This window comes from Antarcticirhabdus aurantiaca (genome assembly GCF_009765365.1).
Taxonomy (GTDB): Bacteria; Pseudomonadota; Alphaproteobacteria; order Rhizobiales; family Rhizobiaceae; genus Antarcticirhabdus; species Antarcticirhabdus aurantiaca.
Genome location: NZ_VTOM01000019.1, coordinates 105,571 through 131,373, shown reverse-complemented (window position 1 = coordinate 131,373; position 25,803 = coordinate 105,571). Strand labels below are relative to the sequence as shown.

Genomic DNA, 25,803 nt, shown 5'->3' with positions numbered 1-25,803 from the left:
CGGCACCAGCCGTCGTGCCGTGGCCGGCTGCGCCACCCCAACCCGCTTCGCCGGCCACCTCAAACGTCGCCGATAAGCCAACCATGCATTAGATTTGAACCGGGCCACCTAACGGGGGCAGGCCACGGCGTCCGCTCGTATTTCAGGTACCTCGCCGACTCCGACGAGGGGTTCCACGTGCTGTTCGCACCTCCCTGCGCAAATGGCCACGTTGGGTCGCCGGGTCTCGACCGAAAGCGCGACTTCAGCATCCTGCGCCATTTAACAGTCCCCCGCCCCACCGGGTCACCCGGGCGTGCCGAAGCGGACCACGGTGCTCCGACGACATCCCATGTCCACCGCTTTCCTCCGACATTGCTCACTCCGTTGCTCTTGGAAGGCTACCTGCGGGCACCCGGCTCGCACTGGGATGCCGCGGCAGTGGACCATACGGGACGGTTGATGGCAGCCATGCTCGCCTCCACCGGGATACGATCCAGTGAAGCGTTGAACGCCTTTGTGAGCGACTTCGAGTTCCGCGACGGGAACGTGCACGGATATCTCCGCCATCCCGAGTTCCATATGGAGCAATGGGGGCAGCGATCATGCACGAGGAGATACCTTCTCAAGACGCTTTACGGCCTCCAACCGCGTCCGGCGCTCACGGGCAGCCAAAGGGCTGGTTGGAAGGGCATGCTGTTGCAGTCGGACAATTCCGCCGAGATCTTCTGGAGCCCGCTGCCGGGTGTGCGCGAACTCTTCGCCGCACTTCTCTCCGATTATCTTCTCGATGTACGGCCCTCGATCATGGCCCGGCGGTTCGCCGCGGGACACCCCGATCATCCATACCTTCTTGTCTGCGCCGAGGCGGCAGATGCGAGCCCCGAGGGGGCGATTGGACGTCCGTACACGATGGCGGCCGCGTCCCATTCTTGGCACGCGGCCATCGCCCGCCTCAGCCGCCTGTTGGACGACCCCACGCTGGTACCCGGCAAGCACGCGGGTACGACCCTGCACGGATTGCGGCACCTATACGGCTACACCCTGGCCAAGAGCGGTTTCACCGAGAGTGAGATCCAAAAGTGCATGCATCACCGCAGCATCCTGAGCTCGCGTGTCTATACCGCACAGGCGCCGGAGGACATCCATGCGCTGCTCGAGGACGCACGACTTCGCATCCGCGAGCAGCAGATCGTCCCCTTCGACATGGGACGGCTTTCCCTTGGGGAGGCTCTCGACGGACTGGCCACCCGGCGCTTCCACAGCGTCCCGCGCGATGCCTAGACGAAGCAAGTCAGGGCGCAAATCCAACATCAAAGATCAAGGAGATAAGCATGGCCACCATTTACCTGCCCGAGGCGGACCTTCGCGGCGTGATAGTATGCCAGAACGCCGTGGGCATCCGCACGCGCATCAACCTGTCCGACGAGGATGATTTCAAATGCTCCAAGAATAAGCGCGACCGTCTTCAAAACCTTCTGGAGATGATCCCTCTTTGCACGCACAGGAACATTCCGGACCCCTCCACTGTCGCGCACAGCCGCCCCGGGGATCCTGCCGGAGCCCTGGACTCTCTGATCGAGGCCGTGGAGGAAGGCGAGCTTCTTCTTTCTCCCGGCAAGCTGATGCCGGGCCGCATGGGCGTCTCGGCGGCTGCGGCGGCCTGGATGATGGAGCGATCGACGCTCGGGAAGAGCGTTCATGCCGAAATGACCGCAGCCGGGCTGTTCGACTATCTAAAACGCAAAAGGTCCGACTCCGCGCGCGCAAGCATGCGCTCGCACGTCGTGCGGCTCCTGGCCTCGCTCTCCATGTCGGTCAACGGTGCAAAATGTTTGGCGGATCTCGGGCCGGAAGGGACGAAGACGTGGCTGTCGTTCTTCAAGTCTGAAACGGACGCAATGCGTTGGCGAACCGATCTTTGGGGCGGATCCGAACCACATTACCTTGAAGCCCTCCGTCACATATGTTTCGCGCTGAGCCGGATCTTCCCGGACCAAGGCTTCGAAGATTTCGGCAGAAACGCCCGACCAGACTTCTTACGCCGAGGCTCGCACGCCCAAACGTACGGAGTACTAGCCGCCAAATATCCCAAGTGGAATGCGCTCTTTGAGGATTTCAGAACGAAGAACCCAACGGTCGGATCAAAGTTAAAGGGATCTTTGCACAGCCTCATATCCTACATCCACGAGTCGCGCGACACATTGCAGGTCGAGGATCCCGTCGCGTTTATGACGGGTCCGAGGCCATCGACGCGGTTCGTCACGTTCCTGATCAACGTGCGCCTCCAGAACGGTAAGAAGCCCTTCTCACAGCCCGTCTTGAATTCGTTGAATCACATCCGGCGATTCAACCAATTCTTCGAGTTGATGTATCCTCAGCATCGGTCTCCGTTGCAACTTGTCACCCTATTGGATATCGACCATGTGAAAGGCAAGATCGATGCAGAGGATGGCGGCCGCCCCCCGGCCGAGAGTGTCTCCACGCCCCTACCTAGGAACCTATACGAGAAAACCAAAGAGATCCTTTTGGAGGGAAAGGGTGGATGGCCCGGAACCTGCTCCCTTTGCTACATATTCGTGGACGGTGAGAGAACTTACTGCCCCGTTCTACCGACGCTGTACCTGGCTTTGTTCGAGATCCCGCTGCGCGCGGGCCAGACGAAACGACTGGACAGCGGCGAAGGCGATCTCGACCGTTTTGAGCCGACGACCAACCGATGGATCAAGAACAAAGGGCCGCACCGGGGCCATTGGGTCAATGCCGAAAAGAAGAGGCCGCATCGGGGCTTCGCGGCGAGGATGCCAAACTCGAAGTTGACGGGCATCTTCGTCAACACCAACAAAACGGGAAAGCCGTTCGTCATTCCCTGGCAGAACTTTGAGTTCTTTCGATTGCTCGATGAGCTGCGGATGTTCCAGGAGAAGCATCAGCCCATAGATGCTCCTATCCACCCGGAGGTCTATATCGAGCAAGCGGACAACGTCCCCAAGTCAGCACTTTCGCAATACCCCTCGATATTTCCGCTCTTCCGGGTTCCGGACAGCAGGATGCGCAAGGGTCTTTACACCCTGCCCAACAACAGGATGACCAATCAATTTTGGCAGTTCCTGATGGCCGAACTTGAGCGTCGGCACAACATTGAGAATCCCGACGATCCACTCTCCATCGTCAATCGGCCGGAAAAGTACCCTAACGGCCAGCCTCACGGCGCCGTCTTCAAACCGCACGGGATGCGCGTCGCGGGGATCACCGCCTTGGCAGAGGCCGGGGTTCCGATCACCATCATCAGCAAGTTCGTGGCGGGCCACGACACCATCCTTATGACTCTATATTATTACCACTTGAGGCCGGAGCTGATCCACCAACTAATCGCTGAGGTGTTAATCGGCGTCGCGTGGCAACCACGCCAGCATCAGCAGGCTGAACAGGTTAACCTACCGATCGGCGTCGAACCCTTGCGCCGATCCACAGCTAAGGCAGCCCTAACCCTGGGTCGCCCGAGGGATTGATCGAAGATCAGCGGCCGGCATCCGGTTCGGGGACGAACCGAGCATCCGCTAGAAGCGCTTCGGCGAGGCGGCAGGCGCCGCCGGCGGCTTCCGCCATCTGCGGCAGAACGAGCCACTCCAACGTCCAGGCGGCCCCCGAGCGCTCGTTCTCGTGGATCATGGATTGGGCGAGAGTCCCGAGAAGCCCGGCATTGAGGCGCCCGAGCGCGACGAGAGCCTCGGCGGCGACCGGATTGCGCTTGTGCGCCATGGCTGAGGATTCTCCGCCGCCGGTCAGCTCGATCGCTTGAACGCGGGTCTGCGCCATCAACGCCACGTCCTGCCCGATCTTGGCGAGGCTCCCGGTAAGGAGCGCGAGCCCGTGCGCAACGTCGAGCACGGGCGTGCGATCCGCATGCCACGGCTGGGCTTCGCGAAGGCCGAGGCGCCGTGCGAGATCCGCCCGAAGCGCCGGATAGTCCGGACCGAAGCTCGCCCCGTTGCCGATGGGGCCGCCGAGCTGGACCGGGAGCTCGGCGGCGAGGCGGGCCAACCGTCCGCGATGGCTCTCGAGCGGTACGCGCCAGGTGGCGAGCTTTTCGGCGGCGGTGAAGGGCAGCGCCGCCTGCATCCGAGTCTGGGCCATCAGGGGCGTCGCGGCCTGATCGGCCGCCATATCCGCCAGCCTGCCGAGCACGCGGGCCACGCGGTCGTTGATCAGGGACAGGACCATCTTCAGGCGCAGCATCGATCCGCTATCCACGACGTCCTGGCTCGTCGCGCCGTGATGCACGAAGCCGCCCTGCGCCTCGCCGCAGGCGGCACGCAGTTCCATGACAAGAGCCGGCACCGGCACGCCGTCCCGTGCCATGCCCCGGCGGATGGCGACCTTGTCGGCCACGACCCGGGATGCCGCCTCGGCGATCGCACGCGCCGCATCGTCGGGGATGATCCCGAGGGCACCTTGCGCCTCGGCGAGCACGGCTTCGAAGCGCAGCATAGCGGCGATCTCGGCGGTAGCCGAGAACTGCGCGGCGATCTCGTCGTCGCCGGCGAGGCTCGCGACGAGGGCATCCCCGCTCACCGCCACGCTCAGACGCGCTCCAGCGCCACGGCGATGCCCTGGCCCACGCCGATGCACATGGTAGCAAGCGCCCGGCGTCCAGCCCCCAGGGCAAGCTCGAGCGCAGCCGTGCCCGTGATGCGGGCGCCCGACATGCCGAGCGGATGCCCCAGGGCTATCCCGCCGCCGTTCGGGTTTACGCGCGGATCGTCGTCGGCGATGCCGAGGTCGCGCAGCGTCGCAAGCCCTTGGGAGGCGAAAGCCTCGTTCAGCTCGATCACCTCGAAGTCAGCCGGTGAGAGGTCGAGGCGCGCCATCAGCTTCCTGGAGGCCGGTGCCGGGCCGAAGCCCATGATGCGCGGCGGAACACCGGCGGTTGCCCCGCCGAGGACGCGGGCGACCGGCGTCAGGCCGTGGCGCCTCGCCGCCGCCTCGCTCGCCACAATCAGCGCCGCCGCCCCGTCGTTGACGCCCGACGCGTTGCCCGCCGTCACGGTTCCGCCCTTGCGGAACGGCGTCGGCAGCTTGGCGAGGATCTCGATCGTGGTGGCGCGGGGATGCTCGTCGCGATCCACCACCTTCTCGTCGCCCTTTCGCTGCGGGATCGTGACGGGGACGATCTCCTTCGCGAGCCGGCCGTTCTCCTGGGCCGCCGCCGCCTTGTTCTGAGAGCGGACGGCGAAGGCGTCCTGGTCCTCACGGCTGACGTGGAAGTCCTCGGCGACGTTCTCGCCTGTCTCGGGCATGGAGTCGACGCCGTACTGCGCCTTCATCAAGGGGTTCACGAAGCGCCAGCCGATCGTTGTGTCGTGGATCTCGGCGTGGCGCGAGAAGGCGGTTTCCGCCTTCGGCATGACGAAGGGCGCGCGGGACATCGACTCGACCCCGCCGGCGATCACGAGCTCGGCCTCGCCGGACTTGATCGCCCGCGCCGCCGTGATCACGGCGTCCATCCCCGAGCCGCAGAGGCGGTTCATCGTCGTGCCCGGCACGGTCTCGGGGAGACCGGCAAGCAGGAGCGACATGCGGGCTACGTTGCGGTTGTCCTCGCCCGCCTGGTTGGCGCAGCCGAAGATCACCTCGTCCACAGCGCCGAAGTCGAGGGACGGGTGGCGCTCCATCAGGGCCTTGAGCGGCACGGCACCGAGATCGTCGGCCCGGACGGAGGACAAGGAGCCGCCAAAGCGGCCGATGGGCGTGCGCAGATAGGCACAGATGAATGCTTCGCTCATTCAAAGCTCCGGAACGACGAGGTCGGCAACGGGGCCGGGTACTAGGAGCTCGGCGCCCGTCTGGGCTTGCAGGTCATCGACCGACAGAGACGGCAGCTTCTCGCGCAGTACGAAGTGCCCGCCCTCGACATCGATCACGGCGAGGCTCGTGTAGACGCGGGTGACGCAGGCGACGCCCGTTAGCGGCAGCGAGCAGCGCTTCACGAGCTTCGGCTTCCCGTCCTTCGTCACGTGGTCGGTGATGACCGCGACGCGCCTCGCGCCGTGGACGAGGTCCATCGCCCCGCCGACGGCCGGCACGCCCTTCGGCCCCGTCGACCAGTTGGCCAGATCCCCGGTCTCGGCCACCTCGTAGGCCCCGAGGATCGCGACGTCGAGGTGTCCGCCGCGCACCATGGCGAACGAGTCCGCGTGGTGGAAGAAGGCCGTGCCGGCTTTGAGCGTCACCGCCTTCTTGCCGGCGTTGATGAGGTCCCAGTCCTCTTCGCCCGGCCGCGGCGCCTCACCGAAGCCGAGGATGCCGTTCTCGGTGTGGAAGACCGCCTCGCAGCCGGGGGGCTGGAACTTCGCCACCATCTCGGGAAAGCCGATGCCGAGGTTGACGTAGGCCCCGTCCGCGATGTCCTGCGCGGCGCGCCAGGCGATCTGGGTGGCGGAAAGCTTGGAGCTCATGCGGCCTTCTCCGGGTAGGCGGCGCCGGCACGGTTGAGATCTTCCTCCTGCGCGGGGTTCGCCACCTCGACCACCCCCTGCACGAAAATGCCGGGCGTCACGACCGCTTCGGGATCGATGGCGCCGGGCTCGACGATCTCGGTGACCTGCGCGATCGTGACCGCCGCGGCGGTCGCCATCAGGGGGTTGAAGTTGCGGGCAGCCTTGTTGAAGACAAGGTTGCCGAGCCGGTCGCCCTTGTGGGCCTTGATGATCGCGAAATCGGCCTTCAGCCAAAGCTCGCGCACGTAGGGGCGCCCGTCGAACTCCTCGACCGGCTTGTCCTTCGCGAGGTCGGTGCCGTAGCTCGTCGGGGTGTAGAAGGCCGGGATGCCCGCGCCCCCCGCCCGGATGCGTTCGGCGAGGGTGCCCTGCGGCACCAGTTCCAGCTCGATCTCGCCGGCGAGATAGCGCTCGGTGAAGACGCGTGGGTCGGCCGAGCGGGGGAAGGAGCAGATGAGCTTCCGCACCATGCCCTGCTCGATCAGCGCCGCGAGCCCGACATGGCCGTTGCCGGCATTGTTGTTGACGACCGTCAGGTTCCGCGGGCTGCCGGTCGATAGGTACCGGTCGATCAGCGCGTGGATCAGCTCGATCGGCGCGCCCGAGCCGCCGAAGCCGCCGATCATCACGACCGCGCCGTCGGGGATGCCCGACACCGCCTCGGAAAGGCTAGGAATGATCTTGTCCATGGGCACCTCGTCACATGTCCAGGAAGACGGTTTCGCCATCGCCCTGAAGGAGGATGTCGAAGGTGAAGACGGGCATCCCGTCGCGCTCCGTGCGCGGGGCGACGAGCGTCGCCCGCCGCGCCGGGTCGGGAATGCGGTTCAGGAGCGGGTCGACCGAATTGGCTTCCGCCTCGTCGCCGAAGTAGAGGCGGGTGTGGAGGCCGAGATTGATCCCGCGCGCGACGATCCAGACCGTGACGTGGGGCGCCTGGAGTCCGCCGCCGGGGAACGGCACGCGGCCCGGCCGGATCGTCTCGAAGCGGAAGAGACCGTCCGCTTCGGAGACCGGCTGACGCGCCCAGCCGGCAAAGGCTCGATCCGCGGTCCCGCGCGTTTCGGCCGGCGAGTTGTAAAGGCCCGCGGCGTCGGCCTGCCAGATCTCGACCAGGGCGTCGCGCACGAGCGCGCCCGAGCCGTCGATGATCCTCCCCTCGACGAGGATTCGCTCGCCCACCGTCTCAGGCCCGACGAGGACGAGGCCGAGGTCCTCCCTCCAGACGCCGGTGATCTCCACCCAGTTCGGGTTGGTGCCGATGTGGACGTAGGGGCCGGCGGTCTGGGAGGGCGATTCCTTCAGATAATCGAGGCGCTGGACCATCAGTTGCCCTCCATCCGGTTCTCGAACAGCGTGGAGCGGCGGCCGCGAAGCACGATGTCGAACTTGTAGGCCAAGCTGTCCATCGGGATCGTGGCATTGCGGTCGAGCGCGGCGACGAGCCGCTCAATGGCGGCGGGATCGGGGATGGTCTTCACGATCGGGCACTGGCCGATCATCGGATCGCCCTCGAAGTACATCTGGGTGATCAGGCGCTGCGCGAAGGCGTGGCCGAAGACGGAGAAGTGGATGTGCGCCGGGCGCCAGTCGTTGACGCCGTTCGGCCAGGGATAGGCGCCGGGCTTCACGGTCCGGAAGGAGTAGCGCCCCTCCGCGTCGGTGATCGCCCGCCCGCATCCGCCGAAGTTCGGGTCGAGGGTGGCGAGATAGCTTTCCTTCTTATGGCGGTAGCGGCCGCCGGCATTGGCCTGCCAGAACTCCACCAGCGCGCCCGCCACGGGACGCGCGTTCTCGTCGAGCACGCGGCCGTAGACCACGATGCGCTGCCCGATCGCCTCGCCGTCCTTGGCGAAGTTGCGGATGAGGTCGTTGTCGAGAGGACCGAGGACGTCGTGGCCGAAAACGGGACCCGTCTCCTCCGAGGGCGTCGTCGGCATGGACAGGAGCGCCTGGCGGGGACTGCGCAGGACGGAGGTCTTGTAGCCGGGGGTCAGGGCCGGCGGGTGCCAGTCCCGGTCGCGCTGGAAATAGGCGCCGCTCATCGTGCCGCTTCCTCCATCTCGGCGAATGTCGTCTTGGCGATCCTGATCGCGTGGTTGGCCGCCGGCACGCCGGCATAGACGGCGACGTGCATCAGCGCCTCGACCACGTCCTCGACGCTCGCGCCGGTGTTCCTCGTGGCGCGCACGTGCATCGCGAGCTCCTCGTCCTGCCCGAGCGCGGCGAGGAGCGCGAGCGTCACGATCGAGCGCTCGCGGCGCGTGAAGTGCGAGCGCGACCACACCGAGCCCCAGGCGCCTTCCGTGATGAAGCGCTGGAACGGCGCGTCGAAGGGCGTCGTCGCGGCCGTGGCGCGGTCGACATGGGCGTCACCCAGCACTGCGCGGCGCACGGCCATACCCGCTTCGAAGCGACTTGGCGCTTCGGCTTCCATCTCCACATGAGCGGCGATCAGCGCGGCGACCTCGCCTGGGCGCTCCAGGCAAGGCAGGTGCCCCGCCCCCTCGACCAGTTCGAAGCGAGCGCCGGGGATGCGCCCGGCGGTGCCGCGCACGAGGTCGGGCGGAGTCGGCTTGTCGGCCTCGCCGGCGATAGCGAGCGTCGGGGCGGCGATATGTGCCACCGCCTCGCGATAGTCGGCATCGCGCACGGCCGCGCAGGCCGCGGCGTAGCCTTCCGTCGGCGTCGCCTCCAGCATGGCGCGCCATGCGGCGAAGTGGGCGGGGTGGCGGCCGGTGTAACCGTCGGAAAACCAGCGCGAGGCGACCGCCTCGCCGATCGAGGCGACGCCCCCGGCCCGGACGGCGGCGATGCGCTCGTTCCACGCGTCGGACGTCCCGATCCGCGCGGCCGTGTTCATCAGGACCAGCCTTTCGACCCGCCCGGGGGCGTGGATCGCGACGTGCTGAGCGATCAGGCCGCCGATCGAGAGGCCGACGATCGAGGCCGAGCGCCAGCCGATGGCATCGAGAAGCGCCGTCAGGTCCTCGGCGAGGAGCGGGATCGAATAGGGACCGGGCGTCGTCTCGCTGAGGCCGTGACCGCGCTTGTCGACGAGGAGGATCTCGAAACGGTCCTCCAGGCGGGCGACGACGTCCTCCCAGATCCGGAGGTCGGAGCCGAGCGAGTTCAGGAAGACGAGGCGCGCTCCGCCCCGCCGCCCGGCGAGCCGGTGGTGGATCGCGATCCCGTTCGCGCACACGAATGCCATGACGTCCTCCCCGTGTGCCCCTCGATTATTGCGCTTGAACGGTCATGTAAAATGAGGATTCATGCCGTTTCCATAACCACGGAGTTATCGGCATGCGGATGTCGGCGGTGCGCCTGCGTCATCTCAGGGCCTTCGTCGCCGTCGCCCGGCAGGCGAGCGTCGGGCGCGCCGCCCGCGACCTCGCGATCACCCAGCCGGCCGTGTCGAAGGCGATCCGCGAACTCGAGCAGATCCTGGGCGTCGAGCTTTTCGACCGCGCCCGGCGCGGCGCCGTCCTGTCGCGCTTCGGCGAGATGTTCCTGCGCCACGCGGAGGCGAGCCTGTCGGCCTTGCGCCGCGGCCTGGAGGAGGTCGAGGACGCCACCGCGCCGCATGCGCTTCCCGTGCGCGTCGGCGCATTGCCGACCGTATCGGCCCGGCTGCTGCCCGACGCCATCCGGCGCTATCAGGCGCACGGCCTCGGCGCGGCACCGCGCGTCGTCACCGGCCCGAACGAATACCTGACGGAGCAGCTCCGCCAGGGCGATCTCGACATCGTCATCGGTCGGATGCAGGAGCCCGAGGCGATGACCGGCCTCGTCTTCGAGCACCTCTACTCCGAACCGCTCGTTTTCGCGGTGCGGGCGAGCCACCCGCTCGCGGGAGCGCCGCTCTCGCCCTGCGCGCTCGGCGCCTTCGAATGCCTGCTGCCCCCGCCCGGCTCGGTGATCCGACCGGCGGTCGACCGCTTCTTTGCGGCCTTCAACCTGCCGCGCCCGGCCAGTGTCGTGGAAACCGTGTCGCTCGCCTTCTCGCGCCGCTACGTCCGCGCGAGCGACGCGATCTGGGTCATCTCGGAGGGCGTGGTGCTGGAAGACCTCCAGAGCGGCGAGTTCGCGCGGCTCGCCATCGACACGGGCGACACGACGGGCCCCGTCGGCATCACGCTGCGCGCCGGCGTCCTGCTCTCCGCGCCCGCTGAGGTCTTGGTGAAGGAACTCCGCGAAGCGGCCGCCGAGATCCGCGCCGCCTGACCGACGCGCCGCCATGGTGGCCTCACGTCGCGGGAATGCCGGCGGGCCTGCGGCGCGCCTGCGTGGCGAGGCGGATGGGGGCGTTGGCGGCGCCGAGGCCGCGATAGCCGCGCCGCTCGACGATCTCGATGAAGAAGCCGCCTTCGAGCGCCTCCAGGTAGATCTGGAAGTATTCTCCCCCCTCGTCGCGATCGTAGAGGATCCCGGCCGCGCGCATGGCTTGCAGCACGTCGGGCGCGAGGTCGAACTTGGCGTCAAGGTCATCGTAGTAGTTCTGCGGGATGGACAGGAGCGGCACGCCGTTCGCTCGGAGCGCGGCCACCGTCGCGAAGATGTCGGGCGTACGGAAGGCGACGTGCTGGACGCCGGGCCCGACGAACTGCGACACGAAGCGCGAGGACTGCGTGCGGCTGGACTGCGAGCCGTTGAGGACGATGCGAAGGCTCGCGTCGGCGTTTTCCAGCACCTGGCTGAGGACGAGGCCGCCGGGGTCTGGCACCTCGACCGCCGGCAACGGCCTGAGGTCGAAGATCGAGCGGTAGAAGAGCGTCCAGGACAGGATGTCTTCGTAGCGCACCGTCTGTGCGACGTGGTCGACGGTCTCCAGGCCGGCGCCCGCATGAGCGCTCCAGCCGTCCTCCAGCTCGAAGTCGACCTCCCACTGCCGGCCGAGCGCGTCGTTTTCGGGAACGAGGTAGAGAAGACTGCCGCCGAGCCCGCGGATCGCCGGAAGCTCGAGCTCCCCCGGCCCGACCGCCTGGCGGAAGGCGGTGGCGATCAGCCCCTCGGCCCGCGCCATGGCCGCCGCCGCATCGCGCATCCTGAGGCCCAGCGCCGCGACGTTGGTGCCGTGGACCACGTAGGCCGAGTGGGCGAAGCCTTCGGTCTCGGTGTTGACCACCACACGCAGGTCGCCTTGGGCGAACAGCTCGACGTCCTTGGAGCGGTGCCGGCCCGCATGGCGGAAGCCGATGGATTCCAGGAGCTTCGCCAGCGCGACGGCCGAGCCGACGTCGGTCGCGAACTCGATGAAGGAGATGCCGGCGGTCTGGGCCGGCGGCGGCAACGGGTGGGGCTCGGAAGGTCCCTTCACGGCCCGGCCTTCCGCCTTCAGGCGGTCCATCATGTAGATGAGCGAGCGTCGCCCGTCGACGGCCGTCTGGCGCGCCGAGCCCGCGCGGAACTGGTCGTTGAAGATCTCCAGCGAGTAGTAGCCCTCGTAGCCCGTTGCTTCCACGGCGGCCATGAAGTCGGCGACCGGCAGGTCCCCCTGCCCCGGCATGTTGCGGTAGTGCCGGCTCCAGGACAGGAGGTCGAGGTCGAGCTTCGGCGCGTCGGCCATCTGGACGATGGCGATCTTGTCCTTCGGGATCGAGCGGATCGAACCGGAGTCGATCCCGCGCGAGAGCGAATGGAAGCTGTCGAGGATGAGGCCGACTTGGGGATGGTCGGCCCGGCGCACGATCTCCCAGGCATCGCGGTGGTCGTTGACGTATCGGCCCCAGGCGAGCGCCTCGTAGCCGATCCGCACCCCGTGCTCGCGGGCGACCTCGCCGAGCGCGCGAAGGTCCTCCGCCGCGCGGTCGATGCCGCCGAGCGCGAGCGGCGATACGTTGGAGCAGATGAGGATGAGGTCGGCGCCGAGCTCGTTCATCGTCTCGAACTTGCGCCGCGCCCGCTCGAAGGCGCGGGAGCGCTGCGGCTCGGGCAGGCCCTCGAAGTCGCGGAACGGCTGGAAGAGCGAGATCTCGAGGCCGGCGTCGCGCACCATCCGCCCGACCTCGCGCGGCCCCTGGTCGAAGGCGAGGAAGTCGATCTCGAAGATCTCGACCGCCCCGAAGCCGGCGGCCGAGATGGCGGCGAGCTTTTCCGAAAGGTCGCCCGACAAGGATACGGTCGCGATCGAGGTCTTCACGGGAAAACTCCTTGCTGCATGCCGGAGCCGGCCGCCCGGTGGGCGGTCGGCGGGGATGACGATCAGACGAGGGCGAGGATGCGGCTCGGGCCGCCCGTCGCGCCGCGAACCTTGGGACCCGCGACCACGAGGAGCGCCCCCGTCTCCGGCAGGTCGTCCAGGCCGGCCATGGCCTCGACGCCCCAGCGGCCGCTGCCGAGCCACTGGTAGTGGACCGGGAACTCACCCGAGGCGAGGCCCGGATCGAGCGAGAGCGTGTCCACGGCCAAACCCTTCACGTTCCGCTCCCGGATCAGGAGATCGGCCGTCTCCGCGTGGAAACCGGGCGTGTGGTTGCGCCCGTCCGCGTCGCGGCCGGTGAACTTGGGCGAGTCGAGGAGCTTGTGCCAGCCGGAGTTCATGGCGACGCAGGCGCCCTCGGGCAGCGGACCGTTGCGGGATTCCCAAGCCTTGACGTCGTCGGGGGTGAGGCTCGCGTCCGGATCGGCCGCCGCCCGCTCGCGGATGTCGATCACGGCCAACGGCACGATCAGGTCGGTGATCGGGATCATGTCGACGCTCATGCCGTCCTTCGAGAAATGCAACGGCGCGTCCATGTGCGTGCCGGTATGCTCCATGAGCGTCCAGCGGTGCAGGTTGACCTTGTCCTTCTCCCAGGTCACGGGCTTCTCGACCGTGAACCACTTCTCGCCGCTGAACGTCGGGAAGCCCTCGAAAAGCGTATGGGTCAGGTCCTGGACACGCGAGAAGCTATGCCGAGCGGCCGTGGCCTGAGCGTGAGCCTGGACGGGGGCGATGGCTCCCAGTCCCGCCGCGGCGCTGGCGAAGGCGAAGCCGGCCTTCAACAGGCCGCGGCGCGTCGCGGTCTCGCAGACCGCATGCAGGCATCCCGGGGGGCACATTTTCGGTTCCTCCATGTGTGATGCGCCCGCTTCCTCCAGCGGACGGCCGGCGAGTGTCCTCGCCCGACTTCTCAGGTTCGGTTCCGCGCTCCGAGCCGGCTTGAAACGTGCCGTAGCGCGAGGAGATATCCTTCCGTTCCGCAACCCGCGATCACGCCATCCGCCCGCAGAGAGACGAAGGAGTGGTGGCGGAAGCTCTCGCGCTTGTGGACGTTGGAAACGTGGACCTCGACCACCGGTCCCTCGAAAGCGTTCAACGCGTCGAGAATGGCGACCGAGGTGTGGGTGAGCGCGGCCGGGTTGATCACGATGCCGGCGGCCGTCTCGCGTGCATCGTGGATCCAGTCGACGATCTGCCCCTCATGGTTGGATTGGTGAAAGCGTAGGTCCAGCCCCAGTTCGGCCGCCAAAGTTCGACAAGCCGTTTCGACGTCGGCCAGCGTTTCGCGGCCGTAAATCTCCGGCTGGCGCTTGCCGAGGAGGTTGAGGTTCGGTCCGTTGAGAACGGCAATCAGGGGCATCGGCATCGTCTCTCAGTTCGCCCCCATGGCGGCGAAGTGGGCGAGCATGCGATCCGCATCGGGCTCGATGCCGGTGAAGAGCCGGAAGGCGCCAGCCGCCTGGAACACGGCCATGCCGCCCCCATCGACGGTGCGGCAGCCCCGGCTGCGGGCGAGGCGCAGGAGCTCGGTCTCGAGCGGGAAGTAGACGATCTCGGCGACGAAGTGCCGAGGCTGGAGCAGCTCGGCCGGCAGCGGCAGGCCGGGATGAGCCGCCATGCCGGTCGGCGTCGCGTGGACGAGCCCGTCGGCGGCGGCCATGGCACCGAGAAGGTCTGAGCCCGCCTCGACGCGCGCCGCCGGGAAGGATTCGGCGAGCCGGTCCGCGAGGGCGGCGGCGCGCGCGGCGTCGACGTCGAAGACCGTCAGCCGGCGCGTTCCGAGCTGGAGCATGGCCTGGGCGACAGCCGCGCCCGCCCCGCCCGCGCCGAGCTGCACGGCATGGCCGAGATCGGCGTCCGGCAGCCTGCGCCTGAAGGCGCGGGCGAAGCCCGAGCAATCGGTGTTGTGGCCGGTGCGCCGTCCGCCCGCCAGAACCACGGTGTTGACGGCGCCGAGCGCGCGGGCCTCGTCGGAGAGGTCGTGGAGGTGCGGGATCACGGCCTGCTTGGCCGGGTGGGTGACGTTGACACCGGCGAAGCCACGGGCCTCGGCCTCGGCGAGCAGCTCCGGCAGGGCCTCGACGCTGACGCCGCGCTGGTCCAGATCGATGAGCTCGTAGGATAGGGAGAGGCCGTTCGCGGCTCCTTCCGCTTCGTGGAGTGCCGGGGAGCGGGAGAGCTGGATGCCGCTGCCGATGAGGCCGACCTGGATCGCGCGCGTTGGGATGTCGAGCATGGCAGGACACTTCCTGGAAGTTCGATGAGGTGCGGACGGCCGGACAGGACGGCCGTCCGCGTGACAGGGCGTTACTGGCCGCGCAGCGTCTTGAGCTGCGTCATGACGGCATCGACGGTTTCCCCGCCGATCGCGTCGCGGTTCTCGGCGATCACCGGCTCGACCGCCGCGCGGAAGGCCTCGAGCTTCTCGGCGGGAAGCTCGACCACTTCCATGCCGCTTTCCTTGATCTGCTCCAGGAAGCCGGCATTCGCCTCGCGCGAGACCTTGCGTTGGTAGTCGCGCGCCTCGATCGCGGCGTCCTGCAGGAGCTTCTGCTCCTCCGGGTCGAGACCGTCCCAGAAGGTCTTGGAGGCGATGACGATCTGCGGGTTGTACTGGTGGCCCGTCAGCGTCAGGTACTTCTGCACCTCGGTGAACTTGGCGTTGACGATGTTGGCGAGCGGGTTCTCCTGCCCGTCCACGGTCCCGGTCTCCAGCGCGCTGTAGAGCTCGGGATAGGGCAGCGGCACGGCGTTGGCGCCCAGCGCGTTGAAGGTCGCGATCGGCACCGCCGACTGGACGGTTCGGATCTTGAGCCCCTTGACGTCCTCGACGCCGTTGACGGCGTGGCGGTTGTTGGTGAGGTGGCGGAAGCCGAGCTCCCAGAAGCCGAGGCCCACGAGTCGCTGGTCGGGCAGCTTCTCCATGAGACCGGTGCCCACGGGGCCGTCCATGACGGCGTCGGCCTCTTCCGGGGTCGCGAAGAGGAAGGGCAGGTCGACGACGCCGAACTCCTTCACCGTCCCCGACAGGATGCCGGCGTTCATGACTGTCATCTCGACGATGCCGCCCTGCACCGAGGCGAGCGTCTGGACGTCGCCGCCGAGCGTGCCGCCGGGGAACAGCTTGACCTCGATCTTGCCGCCGCTCTTCTCCTTGACGATCTCGGCGAAGCGCTCCATGCCGGTCACCTGCGGGTGGCCCTTGGAGTTCTGCGCGGCGAACTTGATCGTGCGCTCGGAGATCTCGGCGTGCCCGAGGCCGGCGGTGCCGAGAAGCGTTCCGGCCGCGAGAAGCGCGGCGAGGGCGTGGGTCAGGCGCATGTTGGGGTCCTCCCGGTTTGCGGCGCATGCGGCGCCGAGGTCAGATCTTCGAGGCTCTCGCCGCCGGATCCCTCCCTGGAGACCGGCGAGGCGAAGGACGGGGCGTCAGCGGCCGGCGAAGAAGGCGGCCGGCACGGTGACGAGCGAGGGAAACAGGACGAGCAGCGTCAGGACGACGAGCTGCGCGACCATGAAGGGCAAGACGCCTCGGATCAGCTTCTCCATCGGGATGCGGCCGACGCCGCAGACGACGTTGAGCACCGTGCCGACGGGCGGGGTGATGAGGCCGATGGAGTTGTTGATGATGAAGAGGACGCCGAAATAGACCGGGTCGATGCCCGCCTGCTTGATCACCGGCAGGAGAACGGGCGTCAGGATCAGGATGGTCGGCGTCATGTCCATCGCCGTGCCCACGGCGACGATCAGCACCATGATCGCGACGAGAAGCAGCGTCTGGTTGTCCATCAGCGGTTCGAGCAGCGCGACCATTGCGCCGGGAAGATCCGCGATGGTGATGAGCCAGGCCGAGACCGAAGCGGCGGCGACAAGGAACATCACGACGGCCGTGGTCTTGGCGGCGGCGACGAAGACCGGCAGCAACATCGCCGGCGTCAGCTCGCGATAGACCACCATCGCCACGAAGAGCGAGTAGACGGCCGCGACGACGCCGGCCTCGGTCGGCGTGAAGACGCCGAACTTCAGCCCGAAGATGATGATCACCGGCAGCATCAGCGCCCAAAGGCTCGACACCAGCGCCTGCCGGCGCACCGCCCAGGAGGCCTTCGGCGGCAGGGCGAAGCGCTCCTTGCGGATCACCACCAGCCAGGCGACGCAGAGCGCGGCGCCGATCATCAGGCCCGGCGCGATGCCGGCGAGAAACAGCTTGGTGATCGAGACGCCGCCGACGACGCCGTAGAGGATGAAGCCGATCGAGGGCGGGATGATGGGGCCGATGATCGCCGAGGAGGCGATGAGGCCGCCCGAGCGCGCCGGATCGTGGCCTGACTTCACCATCATCGGCATGAGGAGCGCGGCGAGCGCCGCCGCGTCCGCCACCGCCGAGCCCGACAGCGAGGACAGGACGCAGGCCGCCAGGATGCAGACGAAGCCGAGACCGCCACGACGGTGGCCGACAAGGGCGACGGCGAGGTCGACGATGCGCTTGGACAGGCCGCCCTGGTTCATCACCTCGCCCGCCAGCATGAAGAAGGGCACGGCGATGAGGGTGAAGCTGTCGGCGCCCTGGAGCAGCGTCTGGGCGACGATCTGGCCGTCGAAGAGGTCCATGTGGACCATCAGCGCGACGCCGGAGAGGATCAGCGCGAAGGCGATCGGCATGCCGAGCGCCATGGTGCCGAGAAGCGAGCCGAGGAAGACCGCGATGACCATCGTCGCCCCTCCCCTCAGCGGCCGAGGCCGGGAGCGCCCGAGGGCGCCGCCGGAGCGGGCAAGCCGGGAGAGCTCGGCGGCAGAAGGTCTTCCGACTCCCGGACGAGGGCGGCGCTCGCGACGTCGATGCGGCCGGCGAGGATGGCGACGGTCTCCGCGCCGAGGAGAACGAGCGCCGTGACCGAGAAGATCAGGGCCGGGATCATGAACCAGGCCATGGAGATGCCGGCCGCCGGCGTCACCGCGCTCCAGGTCAGCGTCGCCTGCGCGAAGGCGCCCTCCAAGAGAAGGACGCAGGCGAGGATCATCAGAAGATAGCCGAGAAGCACGAGCGGCTTGGCGGCCTTAGCCGGAACGGCGCGGATCAGCGTGTCGATGCCGATGTGGGCATGCTCCCTCAAGGCGACCGCGGCGCCGAGGAAGATCAGCCAGACGAAGGCGAGGCGCGACAGCTCCTCGGACACGGTGATGCCGCTGTTCAGCGCGTAGCGCAGGACGACGTTGCCGAAGACGAGCATGACCATCGCGGCCAGAAGCAGCGCGATGGAAACGCGCAGCAGCGCGAAATACAGATCGACGATCCGTCGCATGTCGAATGGCCCTCCCAGGCTGCGTGGCGAGCGGCGCCGCAACGCATCGTCGGCCGCGCATCCGCAGCACGCCTCCCGTGAACGCAGCACGCTTCTCCGAGCGAACTCGCGCAGTCGATACTGCCCCTTCCCGGAAGCACCGATCTCGTCGAATGTGTACTAACCGGTTCGTATAGTCAACTGGATTGTCTTCCAGGTGCTTGCGGACCGGATTTGCGCTGATGTTTATGGGTAAGGATCCGCGCGGTGCCGATTCGAGGGAGCGCCGGTAGGCAGACGATGAGCGGTAGACGAGGCGAAGGCGATCACCGGGCTGCGGAGGATGGCGACGACGAACGGGCCGACGACGGCCCGCGTCGCGGCGGATCGCATCGCGACCGGACGGAGAAGACCCGCAACGACATCCTTCTCGTCGCGCGGGAGGAGTTCGCGGCGAACGGGCTGTCGGGCGCTCGCGTCGACGCCATTGCCGAGAAGACCCGCACGTCCAAGCGGATGATCTACTATCACTTCGGTTCCAAGGAGGGTCTCTACCTCGCCGTCCTCGAGCACGCCTATGCCGGGATACGCAAGGTGGAGGCGGAGCTGAAGCTCGCGGACCTCGACCCGGTCGAGGCCATGCGCCGCCTCGTGGGCTTCACCTTCGACTACGACGAGGCCAATCCGGACTTCATCCGGCTCGTCACCATCGAGAACATCCACCGCGCCGAGCACATGCGGCGCTCGCAGAACCTCGGCAGCCTCAACGTCTCGATCATCTCGACGATCGAAACGATCCTGAAGCGCGGACAGGAGGCCGGCGTCTTCCGCCGCGAGATCGATCCCGTCGACCTTCACATGCTGATCTCGTCCTTCTGCTTCTTCCGCGTCTCCAACCAGCACACCTTCGGCCACATCTTCGACCGCGCGCTAGGCGACGATGCCATTCGGACGCGTCATCGACACCTGCTGCAGGACGCCGTGATCGCCCTCCTCCGCGACAAGAACGCCTCATCCCCGCCGAAGGCGGTGGACTGACGGAGGCGCCCCTCCGGCCTCAAGCAGGGCCCTCCGGCAACGCGGCCCCGAACCAGTCTCGACGCACGCCGGGGAGGGCTTGCGCAACACCGCGCCCCCTCCCCGGCCATCCGACCTCCACCGCGCCGCGAGCCGAGGCAGGAGGAGGTCGCTGTCCGCCCTCGACAGGGAGCTCGGGACGGACGAAGACGTTCCTATTTCACGATCTCGTCCACCCTCCGACGGCCGCCGGTGATCAGGACCGCCAGGATGACGACCGCGCCCCGGATGCCGACCTGGAAGAACGGATCGACCTGGAGAAGCGTCATCCCGTTCGCCAGGATGACGATGACCAGGACGCCGAGCACGGTGCGAAGCGGTCCTCCCACCCCGCCCGTGAGAAGCGTGCCGCCGAGGACGACGGCCGCGATCGTGTCGAGCAGGAACGGGTCCCCCATGCCGGGCGAGGCCGAGAACGTGCGGATGCCGAGGAGGATGCCCGCGAGGCCGGAGATGGCGCCGGCCAGGACGAAGGTCAGGACCTTCAGCCGGGTCGTGAAGATGCCGGACATCCGGGCGGTGCGCTCGTTGTCGCCGATCGCGTAGATCGTCTGCCCGAAGCGGGTGAATTTGGCGAAGAGCGCACAGAGAACCAGGACACCGATCGCCCAGAGGCCGATCTTGGGAAAGGATCCGAAGACGACCCCGCCGGCGAGCGTCGAGGAGATCGGCGTCGTCCAGGGAATGGGACGCCCGCCCGAGACGATCAGGCCAAGGCTCTGGAAGATGAAGAGCGACCCGAGGGTCACGAGGAAGCTCGGAAGCTTCAGGACCGCATTGAGCACCCCGTTGAAGAGGCCGCAGGCGGCGCCGACGAGGAGCCCGACCAGGATGCCCGCCTCGCCGACAACCGGCACGAGCGTGATCGCGCAGATGGCGGCCAGCGTCATGGTCGCGCCGACGGACAGGTCGATCGCACCGATGAGGATGATGAAGGTCGTCCCCATCGCCGCGATCAGCAGCACCGAGGACTGGCGGACGATGTTCCAGATGTTCGGCCAGGTCAGGAACGCGTCGTGCATGACGGAGAAGAAAACGAACAGCGCGAGGGCGGCCAATAGAGGCGTCAGCTTCCCGAGTACGGCGAGGCGGTTCATTGCAGATTCCGGTGCGTGAGGGAAGGACGGGTCAGAACATCAGGGAGACGATGTCGTGCTCCCGCGGCTTGGCCTCGGCGGGCGCTGGGACGGGATCGGACAAGCGCCCGCTCGACAGGAAGAACAGCCTGTTCGACAGCTCGATGAGCTCGACGAGGTCATCGGAGATGACGAGGATCGCGCAGCCCCGCTCGGCCAGCTCGCGCAAGAGCCGGTAGATCTCCTCCTTCGCTCCCGCATCCACGCCACGTGTGGGATTGTCGACCACGAGGAGCTTCGGCTCGCGAGCCAGCCACTTGGCCAGGACGACCTTCTGCTGGTTGCCGCCGCTGAGGGCTCCGGTTCGATAGTCCGGATCGCGCGGCCTGATGTTCAACCGCTCGATCTGAGCCTCCGCCATCCGGCGTACCGCTCGACCCGAGACGATCCCGCCCCTGGAAAAGCGGTCCAGCGAGGGCAGCGCGATGTTCTCGAGATTGGAACGCCCGAGCATCACCCCGTCGCGGTGACGGTTCAGGGGAACATAGCCGGCTCCCAGCGCGATCCGCGCCGCAGGACTTGCGCGCGAGACCTCCACGCCGGCGATCTCGACGGATCCGCTCGCTTCCATGACACCGAACAGCGCCAGGCCGAGTTCCGTCTTTCCGGATTGAACCAGGCCCCCGATCCCGACGACCTCCCCTTCCCCGACCTCGAAAGCGACGTCGGCGAAGGCATCCGAGGTGAATCCTGCGACCCGAAGGACGGGAGGACCGGCGGACGTCCGTTGCCGACCGACGGCGTAGAAGTCTCCCAAGCGCTCACGTCCGACCATCAGCCGATGCAGCTTGCCCTCCGTGGGTTCGGAAACGTCGCGGTCCACGACGCGGCCATCCTTGAGGACCACGATCCGGTCGCTCAGCCGCAGGACCTCCTCGAGACGATGCGAGACGAACACGATCGAAGCGCGGTAGCGCGTCTTCAACCGATCGACGATGCGGTAGAAGAGGTCGAGTTCCGGTCCCGACAAGGAGGCGGTCGGCTCGTCCAGGAGAACGAGCGGGTACCGGATGGCAAGCACCTCCGACTGGGCGACGACCCTCGCGATCTCCACGAGCTGGCGGGTACCGAAGTTGAGGCTTCCGGTGATGACGTCGGGTGCGAGATCGATCTCGAGATCGCCGAGGACCCGCTTCGCGATGGCGCGCATGGCGCGCCGGTCCAGGACCCCGAAGCGGCTGAACCGATCCTCGAGGCCGAGCAGCAGGTTCTGGTAGATCGGGTAGACGGAGACCAGCGATTGCTCCTGGTAGACGCGGAAGATGCCGCGCAGCACCGCGTCCCGGGGTCCCGCGAGGACTACCGGCTCGCCGTGCAGGACGAACGTGCCGGCGTCGGGACGCTGGATGCCGCACAGGATGTTCATCAGCGTCGACTTGCCGGCACCGTTCTCGCCGACGAATCCCAGGGTGGTCCCGAGCGGGATGTCGAAGCCGACGTCGTCGAGGGCGGTCACGGCGCCGAAGCGCTTGGTGACACCCTTGAGCTCCAGGTGCGCGGACGGCCCGCCCGAAGCTGTGCCCGCCCTCGATGCCTCAGAAGCCAAGAACGGTCTTCCCGGCCCGTGTCATGCCCGCGACCGCGCTCAAGGGACCGGGCGCCGCATGGCCCCGGTACATCTCGTTGAGCTTGGCGGCATTGCCGGCATCGAGCGAGGCCTGGACCGCCTCGGGCAACCTCCAGTCGGCCGGCTTGGTTGCCGCCATGGACTCGATCGAACTCCAGAGCTGGGAGGGGTCGATCACCTCCATGCCCCACGGCAGTTTCCAGTTCTCCCCGTTCAGGTGCCGCGACATGGACTTGAAATCGAATGCGATGCCGCCGTTGTCCGCCATCGCGCCCAGATAGGCTCCGGCGGCCTCCGGCGAGTCGAGGAACAGCGAGTCGAAGAAGCGCATGCGCTCCAGGGGGTCGTAGGTGACGCCCTCCAGAGCGTCGTAGAGGGTGACGACCGAGTAGCCGGTCATGAACGGAGCGTTGATCGACACCGTCCCCAGCGCGCTCTCGTCCTCGCGCACCCGGTTGAGCATCTCGCGCGTGGCGTCGATGCCGGCGGTCGGGATCTTGCCGCTCAGTCCGCGCTCGCGAAGTGCGTCCAGTACGGCGATCGCCGTATCGTCGTTGTAGGAGACGATGGCGGATATGTCGGGATGCGCCGTCAGAAGGTTCTCGACCACCGGACGGGCCGCCACCCGGTTCTCGCCGCCAGGTTGCTGCGCGACGAGCTCGATCCCGGGATTGCGGGACAGAGCGAGCTGCACGCCGGCCGCGCGCGTGTCGGCCGAGAAGTTCCCGGGCAAGCCTCCGACATAGATCACCTTGCCCTTGTTGCCGATGCGATCGAACAGGGCCTGCGCCATGGCCGCCGTGCCGCGCACGTTGTCCGGCTGGCTGTAGAGCAGGTACGTATCGCCGAAGGATGGGTCGTCGGGATGAAGCCAGGCGGCCGTGGAGTGGGCGTTCGCGATCTTGACGCCGACCTGGGCTGCCGTTGCGGTCAACGCCTTGATGATCTCGGCATTCTGCGCGAACGTCACAACGGCATTGATGCCGAGAGCGGGCGCCTGCTCGATCTGCGAGATCTGCTTTTCGACGGAGTCGTCGTAGGTCTGGGACACGTATCCGAGGCCGAGTTGCTCGCATGCCAGACGACATCCGGCATCCCAGCCTTGCCAGTACTCGTTGGCAAGCGTCGGAAAACTGTTGAGGATCGTGATCTTCTGGTCCGATCCCCGCGCGGTGCGGGTGAGGATCGCAGGCGCGGCGAGCGTCAACGACATGGCCGCGGACGCCTTGAGGAAGCGGCGCCTACTCACGCCGCCGTTCAGCTTGAATCCCAATGCAAACTCCTCCCAATTGCCGTGGCTTATTTGTTATGTCCTGAGCTTATTTCGGGACGAGATGCCGATCATCAGAAGATTTGTCCGAAATGGATGCTGCGTCGCAGCAGTATGCGCCTTGCACACCGATCTCGCGACCGGAACATCATCATGGCCGATACAGCGACGCCCACCTCCGCATCGTGATGTCGATCCAGGACTCGATAGATCTTTCGCCGAGTGCTCGTGCGCAGGATCAGGAGTGGGCGGCCGTTGTCGTGGGACTGGATCCCGACGCATCTGTTGCTTGATGCGTAGAGCACGTCGAACGGCGAGCCACGACGGTCAGGTCCGGTCCTTGTCGACATCACGTTCGACCTTTCCGACGCCGTCCGGCGCGACCGGACGCCGCGTGCGCGCCTCGATCATCTCAGAACGACGTAGCTTTCCGCCTGGAGCGCGCTCGCTCGCACGGCCACGCTGACTTGTGTCGCGCTTTCCAGCATGTCGCGCAGGTGGCCGCAGACGCCGAGGAGCACTTCCCTGGTTCGCTCGGGCCTGGACAGGATCTGCAACTCGACGTTCGCCCGCGGCAGATCGGCCATCGCGATCACCGGCACGACGGCGAACTGGCATGCCGCCGTCTCCACCCGCAGTTCGCGGCAGAGCATCGACCGGACGGATTCGAGAGCACCGATCAGGGGCTTCCGTCGATCGGGGAAAAGGGTCTCGTCGACGAATATCTTGACGTTCGGCATGGATGCGCGCTCAGCTCTTCGGCGCCGTAGCCGGATGGCGCCCGGCGTGTGCGGCCGACACGAGTCTGCGAAGCGGCTCCCGCTCGAGGGGAGCGGGATTCCAGTAGGGACTTGCGAGGACGAGGTCGGGAACCTCGTCCATGGCCCTCTCCGGCAGGCCGAGGCGCTCCAGTGCCATCGTCGCCCCGAGCCCTTGCGCCAGGTCGAACGCGGCTCCCGCCGGATCCTGCGTGGAGAGAGCGCGCTTCAAGGCTTCCATCGCATCCGGCGCGTGGGCCGCATTGTAGGCGATGGCGTGCGGCAGTACGGCCGTGTGCGTTTCGGCATGCGGCAGGTCGTAGGTGCCGCCGAGCGTGTGGCAGATCTTGTGGTGCAGCGCCATGCCGACGCTGCCGAGGCAGACACCGCAGAGCCAGGCGCCGAAGAGTGCCTCGGAACGCGCCTCGCGATCGTCCGGCCGCGCATGGATGGCCGGGAGCGCGGCGGCGAGCGCGGCGATCGCGCGCTCCGCCATCATGGAAACGATCGGGTTCGCTTCCCGGGCATAAAGGGCCTCGACCGCGTGGGCGACGGCGTTCATGCCGCTCGTCACCGACATGGCCACGGGCAGGGTCAGGGTCAGGTCGACGTCGTAGATGACGACCTCCGGCAGGATTCGCGGGTCGGACCGTGTGACTTTCCGCCCGTTCTCGGTCTCGCCGAGGATCGGCGTCATCTCCGATCCCGCATAGGTCGTGGGAGCCACGATTTGGGGCAGGTCCGTCCGCATGGCGAGGGCCTTGGCGAGCCCCGTCGTCGAGCCGCCTCCGACCGCCACGAGGCCGTCGATCCTTTCGGCCGCGACGACCTCCATCGCCTTCGCCGTGACCTCGGTCGGCGTATGCATCCGCGCCCCGGCGAAGACGGCTGCGGCCCGAGCGCCGATCATCCCGGCGATGCGGTGGGCGTCCGCCTCCTGCTCGGGCGTCGCCACGACGAGCACCCGCGTCAGGTTCAGCCTCTCGACCTCCCCCGGGAGCCTCGAGAGCGTGCCCGATCCGAAGACGACCCGGCCGGGATTGGCGTTGTAGACGAAGTCACGCATGTCCTTCGCCCGCCGTCCGAGCGAGGACGAAGGTCCAGTCCACCTGCGTGAACGGATTGGGGAAGCCGAGTTCGTCAGCCTTGGCGGGATCGTCCACGGTGCGGAAGTCGGCGATGAGGTCCGCCTTGACGCCGAAGACGGCATCGGTGTGGAGATACGGACAATCGGGCGTGAAGAGATGGGTCGTCACCGTCTCGAAGCCGGGGGCCGCGACGATGAAGTGGATGTGCGCGGGGCGGTAGGGATGGCGCCCGAGCGCACCCAGGAGCTGTCCCACGGGTCCGTCGGCCGGGATCGGGTAGAAGCGCGGCTTCACGGAGCGAAACCAGAACGCGCCCGTCTCGTCCGCGGTGAAGACGCCCCGCAGGTTCATGTCGGGCTGCACGCCCTGCTGCTGGACGTCGTAGAAGCCCTCGTCGTTCGCCTGCCAGACGTCGAGCATCGCGCCGGCGATCGGGCGCCCTTCGGTGTCGACGACGCGTCCGGTGACGAGCAGCTTTTCGCCCTTGCCGTCGAGGCAGATGTCCTGACCGTTCTCGTAACGGGGCGCATTCGACACGTGGAAGGGGCCGAGCACGGTCGTTTCGGTGGCGCCGCGCGGCTTGCGGTTGTCGATGGCGTCGACGAGCATCGAGACCCCGAGGATGTCCGACAGGAGGATCCACTCCTGCCGCCAGTCGTTGGTGACGTGCCCGGTCGCCGTCAGGAAGTCGATGACGCGCATCCACTCGGCATTGGTCGGCTCGACCTCCTTCACGAAGGCGTGGAGATGGCGCACCGCGCTGTCCATGACGGTCTTCAGCCGCTCGTTCTCGGCTTCGCGGTGACGCGCGATCACGACCTCGGCGGAATTTGCCTCCGTGAAGTAGCCGTCGCCAGCGGCCGGGTTCGATGCGTGGGTCATGTCGTCTCCTTCGGCGGGACCTCCGCGAGGACGGAGGATCCCGCGCAGTTTCGGTTCGGGGA

24 protein-coding genes are annotated in these 25,803 nt (G+C 67.4%); 4 read left to right on the top strand and 20 right to left on the bottom strand.

Annotated elements, in window-relative coordinates:
* The first annotated feature begins 441 nt into the window (after positions 1 to 441).
* A complete protein-coding gene (locus FZN60_RS20905) occupies positions 442 to 1,263 on the top strand; it encodes a site-specific integrase (RefSeq protein WP_158875447.1) in 822 nt (273 codons plus the stop codon).
* A 50-nt stretch (positions 1,264 to 1,313) separates the two neighbouring features.
* A complete protein-coding gene (locus tag FZN60_RS20900) occupies positions 1,314 to 3,491 on the top strand; it encodes a VPA1269 family protein (RefSeq protein WP_158875446.1) in 2,178 nt (725 codons plus the stop codon).
* 7 nt (positions 3,492 to 3,498) lie between these two features.
* On the opposite strand, the gene FZN60_RS20895 is transcribed toward FZN60_RS20900, so the two are convergent.
* Genes FZN60_RS20895 through pcaDC form a run of 7 tightly spaced genes read right to left on the bottom strand, consistent with a single transcriptional unit; the run spans position 3,499 to position 9,693 of the window.
* Positions 3,499 to 4,554, bottom strand: a complete 1,056-nt coding sequence (locus tag FZN60_RS20895) for a 3-carboxy-cis,cis-muconate cycloisomerase (RefSeq protein ID WP_158875445.1) — start codon at positions 4,552 to 4,554, stop codon at positions 3,499 to 3,501.
* Positions 4,555 to 4,562: 8 nt separating this feature from the next.
* Positions 4,563 to 5,765: a 3-oxoadipyl-CoA thiolase gene (gene pcaF, locus FZN60_RS20890; protein ID WP_158875444.1), complete on the bottom strand. Its 1,203-nt coding sequence runs from the start codon at positions 5,763 to 5,765 to the stop codon at positions 4,563 to 4,565.
* Positions 5,766 to 6,437 carry a 3-oxoacid CoA-transferase subunit B gene (locus FZN60_RS20885; protein WP_158875443.1) on the bottom strand — a complete coding sequence of 224 codons (672 nt, stop codon included), beginning with the start codon at positions 6,435 to 6,437 and terminating at the stop codon, positions 5,766 to 5,768. It abuts the gene before it with no gap.
* Positions 6,434 to 7,168 (bottom strand): 3-oxoacid CoA-transferase subunit A, encoded by a 735-nt coding sequence (locus tag FZN60_RS20880; protein ID WP_158875442.1) that lies wholly within the window; start codon positions 7,166 to 7,168, stop codon positions 6,434 to 6,436. The genes FZN60_RS20885 and FZN60_RS20880 overlap by 4 nt, the downstream gene beginning before the upstream one ends.
* Before the next feature lie 10 nt (positions 7,169 to 7,178).
* Entirely contained in the window at positions 7,179 to 7,805 is a 627-nt protein-coding gene (pcaG, locus tag FZN60_RS20875; RefSeq protein ID WP_158875441.1) for a protocatechuate 3,4-dioxygenase subunit alpha, read from the bottom strand.
* Complete coding sequence (pcaH, locus tag FZN60_RS20870; RefSeq protein WP_158875440.1) at positions 7,805 to 8,524, bottom strand: protocatechuate 3,4-dioxygenase subunit beta; 720 nt, start codon at positions 8,522 to 8,524, stop codon at positions 7,805 to 7,807. Before pcaH ends, pcaG begins: the two co-directional genes overlap by 1 nt.
* Entirely contained in the window at positions 8,521 to 9,693 is a 1,173-nt protein-coding gene (gene pcaDC / locus FZN60_RS20865) for a bifunctional 3-oxoadipate enol-lactonase/4-carboxymuconolactone decarboxylase PcaDC (protein WP_158875439.1), read from the bottom strand. Before pcaDC ends, pcaH begins: the two co-directional genes overlap by 4 nt.
* A 92-nt stretch (positions 9,694 to 9,785) precedes the next feature.
* On the opposite strand from pcaDC, the gene pcaQ reads away from it, so the two are divergent.
* Positions 9,786 to 10,706, top strand: a complete 921-nt coding sequence (pcaQ, locus tag FZN60_RS20860) for a pca operon transcription factor PcaQ (RefSeq protein ID WP_158875438.1) — start codon at positions 9,786 to 9,788, stop codon at positions 10,704 to 10,706.
* Between the two features lie 22 nt (positions 10,707 to 10,728).
* Here the strand turns inward: pcaQ and FZN60_RS20855 are convergent, their stop codons facing one another.
* The 7 genes from FZN60_RS20855 to FZN60_RS20825 all read right to left on the bottom strand — a co-directional run bounded on the left by FZN60_RS20855 (position 10,729) and on the right by FZN60_RS20825 (position 17,984).
* Positions 10,729 to 12,621, bottom strand: coding sequence for a bifunctional sugar phosphate isomerase/epimerase/4-hydroxyphenylpyruvate dioxygenase family protein (locus FZN60_RS20855; RefSeq protein WP_158875437.1), 1,893 nt, complete (start codon positions 12,619 to 12,621; stop codon positions 10,729 to 10,731).
* Positions 12,622 to 12,683: 62 nt separating this feature from the next.
* Positions 12,684 to 13,523, bottom strand: a complete 840-nt coding sequence (locus FZN60_RS20850; RefSeq protein WP_158875436.1) for a cyclase family protein — start codon at positions 13,521 to 13,523, stop codon at positions 12,684 to 12,686.
* A gap of 71 nt (positions 13,524 to 13,594) precedes the next feature.
* Positions 13,595 to 14,044 carry a type II 3-dehydroquinate dehydratase gene (aroQ, locus tag FZN60_RS20845; protein ID WP_158875435.1) on the bottom strand — a complete coding sequence of 150 codons (450 nt, stop codon included), beginning with the start codon at positions 14,042 to 14,044 and terminating at the stop codon, positions 13,595 to 13,597.
* A gap of 12 nt (positions 14,045 to 14,056) precedes the next feature.
* A complete protein-coding gene (locus FZN60_RS20840) occupies positions 14,057 to 14,920 on the bottom strand; it encodes a shikimate dehydrogenase (RefSeq protein WP_158875434.1) in 864 nt (287 codons plus the stop codon).
* Positions 14,921 to 14,991: 71 nt separating this feature from the next.
* Positions 14,992 to 16,005: a TRAP transporter substrate-binding protein gene (locus FZN60_RS20835; protein ID WP_158875433.1), complete on the bottom strand. Its 1,014-nt coding sequence runs from the start codon at positions 16,003 to 16,005 to the stop codon at positions 14,992 to 14,994.
* A 105-nt stretch (positions 16,006 to 16,110) separates the two neighbouring features.
* The gene (locus tag FZN60_RS20830; protein WP_158875432.1) at positions 16,111 to 17,394 is read right to left on the bottom strand and encodes a TRAP transporter large permease subunit; all 1,284 of its coding nucleotides are present in this window, start codon (positions 17,392 to 17,394) and stop codon (positions 16,111 to 16,113) included.
* 14 nt (positions 17,395 to 17,408) lie between these two features.
* Positions 17,409 to 17,984, bottom strand: a complete 576-nt coding sequence (locus tag FZN60_RS20825; RefSeq protein WP_158875431.1) for a TRAP transporter small permease — start codon at positions 17,982 to 17,984, stop codon at positions 17,409 to 17,411.
* A gap of 279 nt (positions 17,985 to 18,263) precedes the next feature.
* Between FZN60_RS20825 and FZN60_RS20820 the strand changes: the two genes are divergently transcribed.
* Positions 18,264 to 19,001, top strand: a complete 738-nt coding sequence (locus FZN60_RS20820; RefSeq protein WP_158875430.1) for a TetR/AcrR family transcriptional regulator — start codon at positions 18,264 to 18,266, stop codon at positions 18,999 to 19,001.
* 194 nt (positions 19,002 to 19,195) lie between these two features.
* On the opposite strand, the gene FZN60_RS20815 is transcribed toward FZN60_RS20820, so the two are convergent.
* From FZN60_RS20815 to FZN60_RS20790, 6 genes are all read right to left on the bottom strand, one after another.
* Positions 19,196 to 20,137, bottom strand: a complete 942-nt coding sequence (locus FZN60_RS20815; RefSeq protein WP_158875429.1) for an ABC transporter permease — start codon at positions 20,135 to 20,137, stop codon at positions 19,196 to 19,198.
* Positions 20,138 to 20,168: 31 nt separating this feature from the next.
* Entirely contained in the window at positions 20,169 to 21,722 is a 1,554-nt protein-coding gene (locus FZN60_RS20810; protein ID WP_158875428.1) for a sugar ABC transporter ATP-binding protein, read from the bottom strand.
* Entirely contained in the window at positions 21,712 to 22,950 is a 1,239-nt protein-coding gene (locus tag FZN60_RS20805; RefSeq protein WP_158875427.1) for a sugar ABC transporter substrate-binding protein, read from the bottom strand. The genes FZN60_RS20810 and FZN60_RS20805 overlap by 11 nt, the downstream gene beginning before the upstream one ends.
* A 470-nt stretch (positions 22,951 to 23,420) precedes the next feature.
* Positions 23,421 to 23,753 (bottom strand): hypothetical protein, encoded by a 333-nt coding sequence (locus tag FZN60_RS20800; RefSeq protein WP_158875426.1) that lies wholly within the window; start codon positions 23,751 to 23,753, stop codon positions 23,421 to 23,423.
* A 10-nt stretch (positions 23,754 to 23,763) separates the two neighbouring features.
* Entirely contained in the window at positions 23,764 to 24,837 is a 1,074-nt protein-coding gene (locus FZN60_RS20795; protein ID WP_158875425.1) for a maleylacetate reductase, read from the bottom strand.
* The gene (locus FZN60_RS20790; RefSeq protein ID WP_158875424.1) at positions 24,830 to 25,741 is read right to left on the bottom strand and encodes an intradiol ring-cleavage dioxygenase; all 912 of its coding nucleotides are present in this window, start codon (positions 25,739 to 25,741) and stop codon (positions 24,830 to 24,832) included. Before FZN60_RS20790 ends, FZN60_RS20795 begins: the two co-directional genes overlap by 8 nt.
* Positions 25,742 to 25,803: the final 62 nt, after the last annotated feature.